Annotated in this window: 12 protein-coding genes and 3 tRNA genes; 9 read left to right on the forward strand and 6 right to left on the reverse strand. The window is 46.5% G+C overall.

Features of this window, described 5'->3' with window-relative positions; all coding sequences use genetic code 11:
* Positions 1 to 46: 46 nt before the first annotated feature.
* The 4 genes from NB463_RS15335 to orn all read right to left on the reverse strand — a co-directional run bounded on the left by NB463_RS15335 (position 47) and on the right by orn (position 1049).
* A tRNA-Gly gene (locus tag NB463_RS15335) sits at positions 47 to 122 on the reverse strand.
* 30 nt (positions 123 to 152) lie between these two features.
* Positions 153 to 229 (reverse strand) — tRNA-Met (locus NB463_RS15340).
* A gap of 42 nt (positions 230 to 271) precedes the next feature.
* Positions 272 to 347, reverse strand: a tRNA-Gly gene (locus tag NB463_RS15345).
* Between the two features lie 156 nt (positions 348 to 503).
* Positions 504 to 1049 carry an oligoribonuclease gene (gene orn / locus NB463_RS15350; RefSeq protein ID WP_053807763.1) on the reverse strand — a complete coding sequence of 182 codons (546 nt, stop codon included), beginning with the start codon at positions 1047 to 1049 and terminating at the stop codon, positions 504 to 506.
* Between the two features lie 127 nt (positions 1050 to 1176).
* Between orn and rsgA the strand changes: the two genes are divergently transcribed.
* From rsgA to NB463_RS15370, 4 genes are all read left to right on the forward strand, one after another.
* Positions 1177 to 2241, forward strand: coding sequence for a small ribosomal subunit biogenesis GTPase RsgA (gene rsgA, locus NB463_RS15355; RefSeq protein WP_005395388.1), 1065 nt, complete (start codon positions 1177 to 1179; stop codon positions 2239 to 2241).
* A gap of 116 nt (positions 2242 to 2357) precedes the next feature.
* The gene (gene asd / locus NB463_RS15360; protein WP_005395389.1) at positions 2358 to 3215 is read left to right on the forward strand and encodes an archaetidylserine decarboxylase; all 858 of its coding nucleotides are present in this window, start codon (positions 2358 to 2360) and stop codon (positions 3213 to 3215) included.
* A gap of 168 nt (positions 3216 to 3383) precedes the next feature.
* Positions 3384 to 4799: an SLC13 family permease gene (locus NB463_RS15365; RefSeq protein ID WP_053807762.1), complete on the forward strand. Its 1416-nt coding sequence runs from the start codon at positions 3384 to 3386 to the stop codon at positions 4797 to 4799.
* Positions 4800 to 4931: 132 nt separating this feature from the next.
* Complete coding sequence (locus NB463_RS15370) at positions 4932 to 5819, forward strand: DMT family transporter (protein ID WP_005381469.1); 888 nt, start codon at positions 4932 to 4934, stop codon at positions 5817 to 5819.
* 82 nt (positions 5820 to 5901) lie between these two features.
* Here the strand turns inward: NB463_RS15370 and gpmM are convergent, their stop codons facing one another.
* A complete protein-coding gene (gene gpmM / locus NB463_RS15375) occupies positions 5902 to 7434 on the reverse strand; it encodes a 2,3-bisphosphoglycerate-independent phosphoglycerate mutase (protein ID WP_005395398.1) in 1533 nt (510 codons plus the stop codon).
* 547 nt (positions 7435 to 7981) lie between these two features.
* Here gpmM and NB463_RS15380 point away from each other — a divergent pair.
* From NB463_RS15380 to NB463_RS15400, 5 genes are all read left to right on the forward strand, one after another.
* Positions 7982 to 8416: a rhodanese-like domain-containing protein gene (locus NB463_RS15380; RefSeq protein ID WP_005395399.1), complete on the forward strand. Its 435-nt coding sequence runs from the start codon at positions 7982 to 7984 to the stop codon at positions 8414 to 8416.
* Between the two features lie 247 nt (positions 8417 to 8663).
* The gene (gene secB, locus NB463_RS15385) at positions 8664 to 9128 is read left to right on the forward strand and encodes a protein-export chaperone SecB (RefSeq protein ID WP_005395400.1); all 465 of its coding nucleotides are present in this window, start codon (positions 8664 to 8666) and stop codon (positions 9126 to 9128) included.
* Between the two features lie 195 nt (positions 9129 to 9323).
* Positions 9324 to 10361 (forward strand): NAD(P)H-dependent glycerol-3-phosphate dehydrogenase, encoded by a 1038-nt coding sequence (gene gpsA / locus NB463_RS15390; protein WP_006743122.1) that lies wholly within the window; start codon positions 9324 to 9326, stop codon positions 10359 to 10361.
* 78 nt (positions 10362 to 10439) lie between these two features.
* Positions 10440 to 11261 (forward strand): serine O-acetyltransferase, encoded by an 822-nt coding sequence (gene cysE / locus NB463_RS15395; RefSeq protein ID WP_005395410.1) that lies wholly within the window; start codon positions 10440 to 10442, stop codon positions 11259 to 11261.
* Between the two features lie 26 nt (positions 11262 to 11287).
* Positions 11288 to 12433 carry a murein hydrolase activator EnvC family protein gene (locus NB463_RS15400; protein WP_053807760.1) on the forward strand — a complete coding sequence of 382 codons (1146 nt, stop codon included), beginning with the start codon at positions 11288 to 11290 and terminating at the stop codon, positions 12431 to 12433.
* A 73-nt stretch (positions 12434 to 12506) separates the two neighbouring features.
* On the opposite strand, the gene NB463_RS15405 is transcribed toward NB463_RS15400, so the two are convergent.
* On the reverse strand, positions 12507 to 13463 hold the full coding sequence (locus NB463_RS15405) for an acetyltransferase (protein WP_053807759.1): 957 nt from the start codon (positions 13461 to 13463) through the stop codon (positions 12507 to 12509).
* Positions 13464 to 13470 lie beyond the last annotated feature (7 nt).

The raw sequence follows: 13470 nt of genomic DNA on the forward strand, positions 1-13470 counted from the left end.
CGCGTCCGTATTGTGTCACCGTTAAGTACCGTGAGAACTATAAAACTGGAGCGACACACGAGGTTCGAACTCGTGACCTCAACCTTGGCAAGGTTGCGCTCTACCAACTGAGCTAGTGTCGCATATTAACAGCAGTCGCTATTAATGGAATTTGGTTGCGGGGGCCGGATTTGAACCGACGACCTTCGGGTTATGAGCCCGACGAGCTACCAAGCTGCTCCACCCCGCGTCCGTATTGTGTCACCGTTAAGTACCGTGAGAACTATGAAACTGGAGCGACACACGAGGTTCGAACTCGTGACCTCAACCTTGGCAAGGTTGCGCTCTACCAACTGAGCTAGTGTCGCATCAACAACGTTTCCGCTGTTTAGGGCTGCGAATTATAAGAGCATTTTTTTGTGATGCAAGTCCTTCCTTCAAAAAAACTTTATTTTTTTACTGAACGATGAAAAAGCAATCAAAAGCGATATAAATTACAACAATTTGGATCGCAACCTTAACAGTTAAATCTTGAAAATAGTACCACGATAGTACTTAAGTTCTGCAATCGACTCGCGAATGTCGTCCAAGGCCAAATGTGTTCCCTGTTTTGTGAACCCATTTAATACTTCAGGTTGCCAACGACGCGCCAATTCTTTAAGAGTGCTGACGTCAACATATCGGTAATGAAAGAACTCTTCTAATTCCGGCATGTGTTTGTACAAGAAGCGACGATCTTGCCCAATGCTGTTACCACATATTGGCGACGCCCCTTTCGGCACCCATTTTTCTAAGAATTCAATGGTTTGTGCGACCGCATCTTGTTCTGAGATTTTACTGTTGCGAACGCGTTCCACCAAGCCGCTTGCCGTATGCGTATTGGTGCACCAATCGTCCATTTTCTCTAGCTCTTCTTCCGGCTGATGAATCGCTAATACTGGACCTTCAGCTAAAATATTTAGCTCGCTATCCGTGACAATAGAAGCAATTTCAATGATTTTGTGCGTTTCAGGATCAAGCCCTGTCATCTCTAAATCAACCCAAATTAGGTTTTGATCGCTAAAGGACATGGTTACGCCGCCTATTTGTTTATCGATAAAAGAGGTACTATACCTCAAAATACGGGAAACACGATACTCACTCAGAGCCAAGATCACGGCTCAACCATTTGAGTAAATTCACATAAAGTACAGAATTGTGGCAAAGAAGAAAAAGTTAACCAAAGGTCAAGTGCGACGCGTACGCAGCAACCAACAAAAGCGTTTAAAAAAGCAAGAAGAGTCCATCCAGTGGGATGAAAACATGCTAGGCGCAAGCAAACAAGGTCTCGTGATCACTCGTTTTGGCCAGCACGCGGATATTGAAGACCTTGAAACAGGCGAGATTCAACGCTGTAACCTTCGCCGTGGTATCGAATCTTTAGTATCTGGCGATCGAGTTTTATGGCGCGAAGGCTTGGAGTCTATGGCTGGCATTTCTGGCGTTGTTGAAGCGGTAGAACCTCGTTCTTCAGTGCTCACTCGTCCAGATTACTACGATGGCCTAAAGCCCGTAGCTGCCAATATTGATCAAATGGTCATTGTCTCCTCGGTACTGCCCGAGCTATCACTGAATATTATTGACCGTTACCTCGTAGCATCAGAAACACTGAATATCGCACCATTGCTGGTCTTAAACAAAGTCGATCTTCTAGAAGCCGATGATCGTGCAATGTATGAAGAATGGCTCAAAGAATATGAACGCATTGGCTATAAAGTGCTTCTGGTCAGCAAGAAATCTGGAGAAGGCATTGCTGAACTAGAAACCCTGCTGCGTGACCGAATTAATATCTTTGTTGGTCAATCAGGCGTAGGGAAATCCAGCTTAGTCAACGCGTTAATGCCGGAACTAGAGAGCGAAGTGGAAGAAGGCGAAGTTTCCGAGAACTCAGGTTTAGGCCAACACACCACGACAGCAGCGCGCTTGTATCATATTCCGACGGGTGGCGACTTGATCGACTCGCCTGGAGTGCGTGAATTTGGGCTTTGGCATTTGGAAGCAGAAGAAGTAACGAAAGCATTCGTTGAATTCCGACCATACTTAGGCGGTTGTAAGTTCCGAGATTGTAAGCACAATGACGACCCTGGCTGCCTTCTACGTGAAGCTGTTGAGAAAGGGGAAATCAACGAAACTCGCTTTGAAAACTACCATCGCATTTTGGAAAGCATGGTTGAAAACAAAGCAAACCGTCAGTATTCACGCAATAAGAAAGCCGATCTGTAATTAAGTTAAGACTGTAACTGTGTAAAAAGTCTTCACCTAATACTGACAAGCAAATTAAATTTCAGTAACATCACGCGCCCTAAAGCGCGAATCTAACAGAAGTATCGGAATTAAAGATGGACAAGTTTAAAGTTGGACTGCAGTACTGGATCCCACAACACGGCCTCACTCGCCTAATGGGTAAACTGGCTTCAGCAAAAGCTGGCGGTCTAACAACAGCAGTTATTCGTTGGTTTATCAAACAATACAATGTGAACATGGATGAGGCGAAGCACTCAGATCCTAAGCATTTTAAAACGTTCAACGAGTTTTTCGTTCGTGAGCTAAAAGAGGGCGCACGCCCAATTTCTGAAGGCGAAAACGTCATCACTCACCCAGCCGACGCTTGTGTTAGCCAATTTGGCCCTATTGAAGATGGTCAACTTATCCAAGCAAAAGGTCATCACTTCTCAGCGCAAGAACTGCTGGGCGGTGACGCGAATTTAGCAAACGAATTTAAAGATGGATCTTTTGCCACGCTGTACCTGTCTCCGCGCGATTACCATCGTGTACACATGCCGTGTGACGGCACACTGCGCCAAATGATTTACGTGCCTGGTGACCTGTTCTCGGTAAACCCACTTACGGCAGAAAACGTTCCAAATCTATTCGCACGTAACGAGCGTGTGGTGTGTATCTTTGACACTGAGTTTGGTCCAATGGCACAAGTGCTTGTTGGTGCGACAATTGTTGGCAGCATTGAGCAAGTGTGGGCTGGCACGATCACTCCGCCTCGTGGCAATACTGTCTACAAATGGGATTACCCAGCTGAGGGGGACAAGGCCGTGATCTTGAAAAAAGGCGAAGAGATGGGCCGCTTCAAACTGGGTTCTACTGTTATTAACCTGTTTGCCAAAGACGCGATTGAGTTTGACGCAAGCATGGAAAACGGTAAGCCAACCGTAATGGGCACACCTTACGCCTTGAAAAAATAAGCAAAAACCCCATTAAAAGAGCCCTTTCTCAAGGGCTCTTTTTATTGATAAAAAGCAAAATTCCGTTCAAAATTTAGCCTCTATTTCTCAAACTCATACCTGCCTCTAAGACCTTCATTCCACAATCAATTATCCTGCGCTTAGGATGAATATTTAGAGGGGCAGCCAATGCCAAAGATGAGTGTAAACACGCTGGCGAAATTGCTGGTATGCTTTTTAATTCCGCTCGGTGTTTTGATGATGCCGATTGATGCTATTCCTATTGATGATCTTACTTTAATTCAGCATCGTCTGTTGGCTATTTTTCTTCTTGCTGCCCTACTTTGGGTTCTTGAGCCGGTACCCGTTTTTGCTACGTCCATTCTTATTATCGCTCTTGAACTGATCATGATATCGGATAAAGGTTTGCATCTATTTCGCAATCCACCAGCGGGGCATGATTTAGGAGAGTTAATTGCTTACACCGATATTTTCTCGGCCTTCTCTTCACCGATCATTATTCTTTTTATGGGTGGTTTTGCTCTCGCGATTGCGGCTTCCAAATACGAGCTCGACAACAACCTCGCCCGAGTTCTATTAAAACCATTCGGCACACAACCTAAGTTCATCATGCTGGGCTTGATGTTAATTACCGCCGTTTTTTCAATGTTTATGTCCAATACTGCCACGACCGTGATGATGCTAGCCCTGCTTGGCCCCATCGTCGCTTCAGCACCTAAAGGGGATTTAGGCATTAAAGCACTGGTGTTGTGTATTCCAATTGCCGCGAATACAGGCGGCATTGCGACTCCGATAGGCACGCCACCTAATGCAATAGCGCTCCAATACCTCACCGGAGAAAACGCCATAGACTTCCTATCTTGGATGACAATGGGCCTACCATTTGTGCTGATACAACTCACTGTTGCTTGGTTTTTGTTGCAGAAGCTGTTTCCGTCCAGCGAACCAGAAATGAAACTAAAGCTGGATGGTACGTTCAAAAAGAGCTGGCGCGCGATCGTCGTCTACATCACTTTTGCATTAACCATTTTGCTTTGGATGACAACGAAAGTGCACGGCATGAACACGTATGTTGTTGCGATTATCCCGCTTGCGGTCTTCACCTTAACGGGCATTATGGGCAAAGAAGAACTCAAGCTGATTAACTGGGACGTGCTATGGCTGGTTGCTGGTGGTATCGCAATTGGTATTGCCTTAGACAAAACGGGCTTAGCCGAAGCATTAGCGCACGCCATTGATTACAGCTTACTATCACCATTTGCCGTTGTCTTTGCCCTATCGGTCGTATGTTGGTTAATGGCGAACTTTATGTCTAATACCGCAACGGCAAACTTATTGATGCCTATTGCTGCCGCTATTGGTACATCCATGCCAAGCCTTATTGCGGTTGGTGGCCTACAAGGTTTACTGGTTGTCGTCGCATTCTCCGCATCACTTGGCATGATCTTACCGGTTTCCACGCCACCAAACTCTTTGGCTTATTCAACAGGCCTCATCGAGAGCAAAGACATGGCGAAAGTAGGCCTGATTCTCGGTTTGATTGGTCTACTTATCGTGTATGGCGCAGTTTTGGTACTGTTTTAATCGAAGAGCTCCATGAAAAAGCGTGTTGTCATGGAGCTGTTCGCCAACTACTGCCCTCATAGAGCGGCTTTTACATCCATTAAATTTCGTGCATATTAAGACTCCTCAAATCTACAAGGACGTCGACACATCATGGGTTACGAATGGCTTGCTTTATGCGCCGCTTTTTTGTGGGCAGTTTCTAGCCTAATTTCGGTCATTCCTGCACAACACCTAGGCGCTTTTTCTTACAGCCGCTGGCGCATGGGCTGTACGGCCGTGATCTTATCAACAATGGCCTGGATAACTGGCGGCTGGTTAACGGTTTCTTGGGAACATGTAACGCCAATGATGGCGTCGGGTCTGATTGGAATTTTCATCGGTGATACCGCTCTGTTTGCGTGCTTGAATCGTATGGGACCAAGACAAGCCGGACTACTGTTTTCCTGCCATGCGGTATTCTCTGCTATTTTGGGCTACTTCTTATTTAGCGAAGTCATGACCACAATAGAACTCCTGGGCGCATCCTTGGTATTTAGCGGCGTGGTGATGGCGATATTCTTTGGTCGAAGAGGCCAAGTGAATAACGTCTTGGAAGACATTAAAGGTAACATCTGGGTGGGTATTGGACTTGGCTTAACCGCTGCAATGTGCCAAGCATTGGGCGGCATCATCGCCAAGCCAGTAATGCAAACCAGCATTGACCCTGTTGCGGCTTCTGCTATTCGAATGATCAGTGCATTTTTCGCCCACAGCATGTTGTTAGTTCTAGGGGTCAAAGTCGCTCGCTCGACACAACACATTACTTGGCGAGTATTTGGTATTACTGCGCTTAACGGTTTCTTGGCGATGGCCGTCGGCATGACGCTAATCTTATACGCACTGCAAGAAGGGAATGTAGGTATGGTTGCACTGCTATCTTCAACCACGCCAATTATGTTGCTACCGCTACTCTGGATTTACACTAAACGCCGACCAAACCGATTTGCATGGTTGGGCGCAGCCCTAGCTGTGATTGGTGCTGGCATTTTGGTTCAATAACCTTACAGACCAGCCCTTGTTGCCAGATACAAAAAAGCCCGAGTTTAAACTCGGGCTTTTGTCATTCTGAGTTGTCAGTTAATTATTTAACTAGCACTTCACCCGTCATTTCTGCTGGGATTTCTAGACCCGCTAGAGAAAGCATGGTTGGTGCAAGGTCAGAAAGTTTGCCGCCTTCTTTGAACTCAACCGCTTTATCACCTACGTAAATAAGAGGAACCGGTAGGTTAGTGTGCGCTGTGTGAGTACCACCCGTTTCTGGGTCAACCATCATTTCTGCGTTACCATGGTCCGCAGTGATCAGCAGCTGACCGCCAACTTCTTTGATTGCTTCAACTACTTTGCCAACACTTTCATCTAGCGCTTCGATTGCTTTCTCAGCTGCTTCGTAAACGCCAGTGTGACCAACCATATCTGCGTTCGGGTAGTTACAGATGATAGTGTCGAACTTACCAGACTTGATCGCCGCAACCAGTTTCTCTGTAAGCTCAGGGGAGCTCATTTCTGGCTGAAGGTCGTAAGTGGCTACTTTTGGAGAAGCAACAAGCTGGCGCTCTTCGCCTTCAAATTCGTTTTCAACACCGCCGTTGAAGAAAAACGTTACGTGCGCGTATTTCTCTGTTTCAGAGATACGTAGCTGAGTTTGACCTTGCTTAGACAGCCACTCACCGTACGTGTTTTCTAGAGACGCTGGTGGGAATGCGATTGCTAGAGGGATATCTGCCGCGTATTGAGTCAACATAACGAAGTTAACTGCTGGGAATACCGCACGCTCAAAACCATCAAAGTCAGGCACGAATGCGCGAGTGATTTGACGAGCACGGTCAGCACGGTAGTTCATGAAGATAACCGCATCGCCGTCTTGCATGATTGCGTCTTCTTCGCCTTCCGCTTTAATGGCTGTCGCTTTCACGAACTCATCGTTCTCTTCACGAGCGTAAGCGGCTTCTAGACCAGCAACGGCGGTTTCTGCTGTGAACTCAGCTTTCGCTTGAGTCAGAAGATCGTAAGCCACTTGAACGCGATCCCAGTTGTTGTCACGGTCCATAGCGTAGTAGCGACCTACTAGAGAAGCAACACGACCTTTACCTAGTTTCGCGAATAGATCTTGGAAACGTTGTAGCGAGTTTTCTGCACTACGTGGTGGCGTGTCACGACCGTCTAGGAAACAGTGTAGGTAGATTTTCTCAGCGCCACGAGCCGCTGCCATTTCAACCGCTGCGTAGATATGGTCTTCATGAGAGTGTACGCCACCTGGAGACATCAGACCCATGATATGTACCGCTTTCTCTGCTTTAACAGCAGCATCAACTGCTTCAACAAGCGCTGGTGTTTCAGCAAACTCACCGTCAGCGATCGATTTAGTGATACGAGTTAGATCTTGGTATACAACGCGACCTGCGCCAATGTTAGTGTGACCAACTTCTGAGTTACCCATTTGACCATCAGGAAGGCCAACATCCATGCCTGAAGCAGAGATTAGAGTGTGTGGGTTATTCGCAATCAGAGCATCCATTACTGGTGTTTTCGCATTCGCAATTGCGTTACTTGCTGTGTCTTCACGGTAACCGTAACCGTCAAGAATAACTAGAGCCAGTGGCTTCTTAGCTGACATAGTGATGACCTCATCAAATTTAAGTAACTTTTGGCGTAGGGCCTCGCTGCCCTATCTAACCTTGAAACAAAACTAGCGTAATTTTACTACACTTTTTAACCAAAACTGTAGGCTAAGATCAAATAATGTTTGCGATTTATTGTTGCTATCTTACAAGTTAAGCGAACAACGAGTCAGTGCCGACAAACGTGTTCCACAAGCATAGTCATTCCTAATACGCTTTGTACACCCCAGTCTAGGTTCGGTTTTCTTACGCTTCTGATTCTTGTTTTTGCACCTGAAACAGCGCTTATTTAAAGCATTATCGAACAAGATTGGTTAGTACCTATTGTTCGCTTTTTTCGGTAAAACAAAAGTCACTTAAGTCGATAAATCCAATAGGCAAAAACAATCAAGCCACCATAGTCCAAGGCACGGATGGCAATAACATAAAGGGTTTATAGAGATCTCAATTATTCGTTAGAAAATTTTAACCCTCTCGCCTAAGAGGCTTAACCCCGCTATACTCCTGCTTTATTTTTCCGCCAACAGCGTAAGAGCTCAAGACATGCAAGAGTACATTGAATTTTTCCAACAGAACATGATTCTATCTTTGGTTTGGGTAGGTCTTCTTGTCGCCTTTATCATGAACATCGTGAAGTCAGCGACGGCCGCATACAAAGAAATCAACGTAAACCAACTGACTCATCTTATGAACCGTGAAAACGGCGTTGTAGTGGATATCCGCACAAAGGACGAGTTCAAAAAAGGTCATATCACCGACTCACTTCACATTTTACCGTCAGATATCAAAGCGGGTAACTTTGGTAGCCTTGAAAACCACAAATCAGACCCAATCATTGTGGTATGCAAGACAGGGCAAAACGCTCAAGAAAGCGCGAACCTATTAGTAAAAGCAGGCTTTGAAAAAGTAAGCCTACTGAAGAACGGCTTGATTGCATGGAACGAAGCGAACCTGCCTTTAGTACGTGGTAAAAAGTAATACCCGGCAGCTTCGATAACGGGGCAGAGGCAAAAGATAAGGTACGCATTCAAGCGTGTTTTTGCCAAGCTTCGTGGATAATAAACTGAGCAAATTGAAAGCAGTTGAAGCATTAAGTTGTGACGCTTTGCACGTAATACACGCTTCATCTAGTCAAGGTAGATTGGCTCAGTTAGTCTCGGGACATACCAGTTTTCTGAGTTTAGACGTTTCTAGGCTCTACAAATATTTATTTAAGGATTAAAAAATGGCTGAAGCAGCACCTCAAGAAGCACAACAAAACTTCGCAATTCAACGCATCTTCCTAAAAGACGTTTCTTTCGAAGCGCCAAACTCTCCAGTAATCTTCCAAAAAGAATGGAACCCAGACGTTAAACTAGACCTAGACACTCAAAGCCGTGAGCTTGGTGAAGGCGTTTACGAAGTGGTTCTACGTCTAACTGTAACTGTGAAGAACGAAGAAGAAACAGCGTTCCTATGTGAAGTTCAACAAGGTGGTATCTTCACTGCTGAGCAAATGGAAGCAGGCCAACTAGCACATTGCCTAGGCGCATTCTGCCCGAACATCCTATTCCCATACGCTCGTGAAACTATCTCAAGCCTAGTGGTTAAAGGTACGTTCCCTCAACTGAACCTAGCGCCAGTTAACTTCGACGCGCTATTCATGAACTACCTACAACAGCAAGCTCAACAAGGCGAAGCTGAAGCGTAATTCACTTTTTGTAAGTGACGAATAGCCTGAGTGCTGACGTCACCGACTCTAATAAAATGCACAGAGCGTCTACCATCCGATGCAATGTGCATTTTTTATTTCTGACAAAAGTTCCTAGTTCCTAATCGCCAGAAGGCGTAAAATTTGACGATTAGGAACTAGATTCTACTAGTAGAAAGACAATTAGGCGGTAGCATGACACAAGCAAATACAAACAATGCTTACGGTAAAGACATCGCAATGACGGTGATTGGCGCAGGTTCATACGGTACCTCTCTGGCGATCTCACTCGCTCGTAACGGCGCGAACGTAGTCCTTTGGGGACACGAGCCTGAGCACATGGCACGTTTAGAAGCGGATCGCGCGAACCACGCTTTCTTACCTGGTGTTGATTTCCCTGAAAGCTTGATCATTGAATCGGATTTAGAAAAAGCCGTACAAGCAAGCCGAGATTTATTGGTTGTGGTTCCAAGCCATGTTTTTGGCATCGTACTGAACAGCTGTAAGCCTTTCTTACGTGAAGACTCTCGTATCTGCTGGGCAACCAAAGGTCTTGAGCCAGAAACGGGTCGTCTGCTGAAAGACGTCGCTTATGACATTATCGGTGAAAACTACTCACTGGCTGTATTGTCTGGCCCAACGTTCGCCAAAGAGCTCGCGATGGGCATGCCTACTGCAATTTCAGTTGCTTCTCCAGATGCTGAATTTGTCGCTGACCTACAAGAAAAAATCCACTGCAGCAAAACTTTCCGCGTGTACGCCAATAGTGACTTTATCGGCATGCAATTGGGCGGTGCGGTGAAAAACGTTATCGCAATTGGTGCGGGTATGTCTGACGGCATCGGTTTTGGAGCCAACGCGCGTACTGCATTGATTACTCGTGGTTTGGCCGAAATGAGCCGTCTTGGTGCTGCGCTTGGTGCAAAACCAGAAACCTTCATGGGTATGGCTGGTTTGGGCGACCTTGTCCTAACGTGTACCGACAATCAATCACGCAACCGCCGCTTTGGTTTAGCGCTAGGTCAAGGTAAAGACGTCGACACGGCACAAGAAGAAATTGGCCAAGTCGTAGAAGGCTACCGCAACACGAAAGAAGTATGGATGCTCTCTCAACGCATGGGTGTTGAGATGCCAATTGTTGATCAAATTTATCAAGTATTGTATCAAGGGAAGGATGCACGCCTGGCAGCGCAAGATTTACTTGCTCGTGACAAAAAAGCCGAAGGAAAGTAGCACTCTACGCCCCTTCGCACCTCATCTGAGAAGAATAGAAGTTGTCGGGTCACGGAAGAACCACTCAGGATATTGAGAATGAAACACTGCGAAAAACAAAAAGTCTGGAACAGAATTGTCTCAGAAGCCCGCGAAATGTCAGAGCAAGAGCCAATGCTGGCCAGCTTTTACCATGCCACCATCATCAAGCATGAAAGTTTCTGTGCCGCGCTCAGCTACATTTTGGCAAACAAGTTAAACACGGCATCGATGCCAGCAATGGCAGTACGTGAAGTGGTAGAAGAAGCGTTCTCTGCCGACCCAACCATTACCGATTGTGCCGCTTGTGACATTTGTGCCACGGTTAATCGCGACCCTGCAGTTTCGATGTACTCTATGCCGCTGCTGTACTTAAAGGGCTACCACGCTCTGCAAGGCTACCGCGTGGCAAACTGGCTATGGAAGCAAGGGCGCCATGCACTGGCCACCTACCTGCAAAACCAAATTTCGGTTGCGTGTCAGGTAGACATTCACCCGGCAGCACGCATTGGTAGCGGCATCATGCTCGACCACGCAACGGGAATCGTCATCGGTGAAACTGCAGTTATCGATAATGACGTCTCAATTCTACAAGACGTTACCTTAGGCGGTACGGGTAAAGAGTGCGGCGATCGTCACCCGAAAATCCGTGAAGGTGTGATGATTGGTGCAGGTGCAAAAATTCTTGGCAATATCGAAGTGGGCGAAGGCGCGAAAATCGGTTCTTGCTCTGTGGTATTGCAAGCAGTACCACCACACACAACTGTGGCGGGGGTTCCTGCGAAAATCGTCGGTCGTCCAAAAACGGACAAACCTTCTCTCGATATGGATCAAGGCTTTAATGGTAAATCACAAAGCTTTATCCATGGAGATGGTATTTAATCGTCAACAAACCTTTTGACAACAACGTGGTAGGTAAATCTCAAGTGCGAAAACAAAATCACCCTGTTCTACGCTCGGCTATTTTATTAACTTGTGCTTTATCTGCCACATATCCCCTCGCCTCTTCTGCCGCTAGTCAACAAGAGCTCAAAGGCGTATCAAGTGAGATAAGCCGTCAACGCAAATCTCTCTCTTCCCAAGAAAAGCAACTCAATGAGCTACAAAAATCGCTCAAAGAGCAAGAACTTGGCATTTCTAAACTTGAACGCGAAATAAGACAAACCAAATCTGAGCTAGCACAAGCAGACAAAAACATAGACAAGCTAGAAGATAAAATTGCCTTGCAAGAAGCGCAGCGCCAAGAGCAAGAGGAAGAGCTCAAACAGTTGCTGCAAACGTATTACGTGACCGAACGAGCGAAAGCCAATGGTCACTTGTTGAATCAAGGTGTGGAAGAAGACCGTATGAGTCAATACTTCCAGCACTTAGCCAAAGCGCGTGCTGAAGTGATTGATGCAATCACCAAAACCACTCAAGAATTGGCACACAACAAAAACCAGCTTGAGCTAGAAAAAGATCAAATCGAGACGTTACTCAAACAGCAATCTGAGAAACGTACGGCGCTGGCAAGTACACAATCCAAACGTAAGCAAACCTTGAATAAAATTCAGAGCAGTATCAAGAACGATAAACGCTACCTTGCTGAACTGCAGCGCAACGAAACACGCCTAAAAGCCGAGATCGCCAAAGCGGCTAAGCGTAATACCGTGCCAATGGACGGACTGGGCAAACAGCGCGGTAAACTGCCATGGCCACTCAAAGGTCGTGTATTACACAACTTCGGTACTCGCCAAACCGGGCAAGTAAACTGGAAGGGCATGGTGCTTGCGGCCAATTATGGTCAACAAGTGAAAGCCGTTTACCCGGGCACTGTCGTATTTGCGGAGTATTTACGCGGTTATGGCTTAGTGGTATTGCTTGACCACGGCAAAGGTGACATGACGCTCTACGGCTACAACCAAGCGTTGACGAAAAAAGAAGGCGATCGCGTGACCGCTGGCGAAGTGATCGCTCTTGCGGGTGATACTGGCGGGCAAGATCGCGCATCACTCTACTTCGAAATTCGCCGCAACAGTGAAGCGCAAAACCCGAAATCTTGGTTGAAGCGCTGATTATCTGACTCATCGACTTATAATAAAAAAGGAGCCACTCGGCTCCTTTTTTGTATTCATATTTTGGCAAATGCTATGCGTAGTACGTTTCTACCGCATCAATAAAAGCACTTACATCATCTTTGCTTAATGTGTTGATGCCTGCCGCCGCTTCTCGGCCGCCACCAGTTGGAAACTGTCCACACACGGCAACGGCGCCTTGTTTGTTGTTCAACGGGGCACGTAGAGAGACCGTGTAAGTGCCATCTGCATTTTCGGTGAGTACTGCATGAGCAGAATCTGGGTTTTGATTTGCCAGCCAGTTGCCATACACACCGCTGATTCGACGTGATGCGGCCGTGTTTGGTAGCTCGAACAGCTTTAGCTTACCGCTCTCATGCGTGGCAGGCACTGCCAGAGCGGCATCCATATCTTGTTGGTAAGCAGACTGCAGTTGGTAGTAAGGCGAAGTTTTATCTTCAATTACATCAAATGGCGACGCGTACTTCAGCAAGGCTTGGTACAAATCCGCAGGATGGAAATGTAAGTCATCCACTTTCGAACCGTAACCGTTGTAATTAATCAAAGTGCCAAGCTCTTTAAGCTGCGCTTTCTGATCGTGTGACAATCCGACCTTGTCAGCTAATTCATCTGCTTTCGCGATCATGTTATCGCCATAAGCCGCCGTAATCGCCCATGTGTGAAAACGTCCATTTAGCAATTGATCGACAATCAACGCCGTACACATGTTGGCATCGAGATCGATGTGCGCATCCAAGTTGCCATGCTGAGGAATATCACCCGCCTTATGGTGATCGGCGTAAAACACGTGCGCGCCTTGAGCCAATGCTTGCTCTAGGCCTACCATGTTCTTTTCCATCGAAATGTCTAACACCGTTAGCTCATCACCCGCTTGCACGTCTACTTTTTCCACCAGCTTGATGTCGCGCTTTACACCAGTAATTAACTGAGCCTCGATAGGATCAGCCAAGCGTAATTGTAGAAGCGCAATGATGCCATCAGCATCGCCATTAAAAATGTCGTAATTCATGGAGCGA

Source organism: Vibrio sp. RM-41-2B (assembly GCF_024744415.1).
Lineage (GTDB): Bacteria > Pseudomonadota > Gammaproteobacteria > Enterobacterales > Vibrionaceae > Vibrio > Vibrio diabolicus.

Coding starts and splice junctions, on each gene's coding strand:
- gpmM (WP_005395398.1), bottom strand. CDS start 7,434: ATGTCAGCTAAGAAGCCACTGGCTCTAGTTATTCTTGACGGTTACGGT.
- asd (WP_005395389.1), top strand. CDS start 2,358: ATGGACAAGTTTAAAGTTGGACTGCAGTACTGGATCCCACAACACGGC.
- cysE (WP_005395410.1), top strand. CDS start 10,440: ATGAAACACTGCGAAAAACAAAAAGTCTGGAACAGAATTGTCTCAGAA.
- gpsA (WP_006743122.1), top strand. CDS start 9,324: ATGACACAAGCAAATACAAACAATGCTTACGGTAAAGACATCGCAATG.
- orn (WP_053807763.1), bottom strand. CDS start 1,049: ATGTCCTTTAGCGATCAAAACCTAATTTGGGTTGATTTAGAGATGACA.
- NB463_RS15405 (WP_053807759.1), bottom strand. CDS start 13,463: ATGAATTACGACATTTTTAATGGCGATGCTGATGGCATCATTGCGCTT.
- NB463_RS15370 (WP_005381469.1), top strand. CDS start 4,932: ATGGGTTACGAATGGCTTGCTTTATGCGCCGCTTTTTTGTGGGCAGTT.
- NB463_RS15380 (WP_005395399.1), top strand. CDS start 7,982: ATGCAAGAGTACATTGAATTTTTCCAACAGAACATGATTCTATCTTTG.
- secB (WP_005395400.1), top strand. CDS start 8,664: ATGGCTGAAGCAGCACCTCAAGAAGCACAACAAAACTTCGCAATTCAA.
- NB463_RS15365 (WP_053807762.1), top strand. CDS start 3,384: ATGCCAAAGATGAGTGTAAACACGCTGGCGAAATTGCTGGTATGCTTT.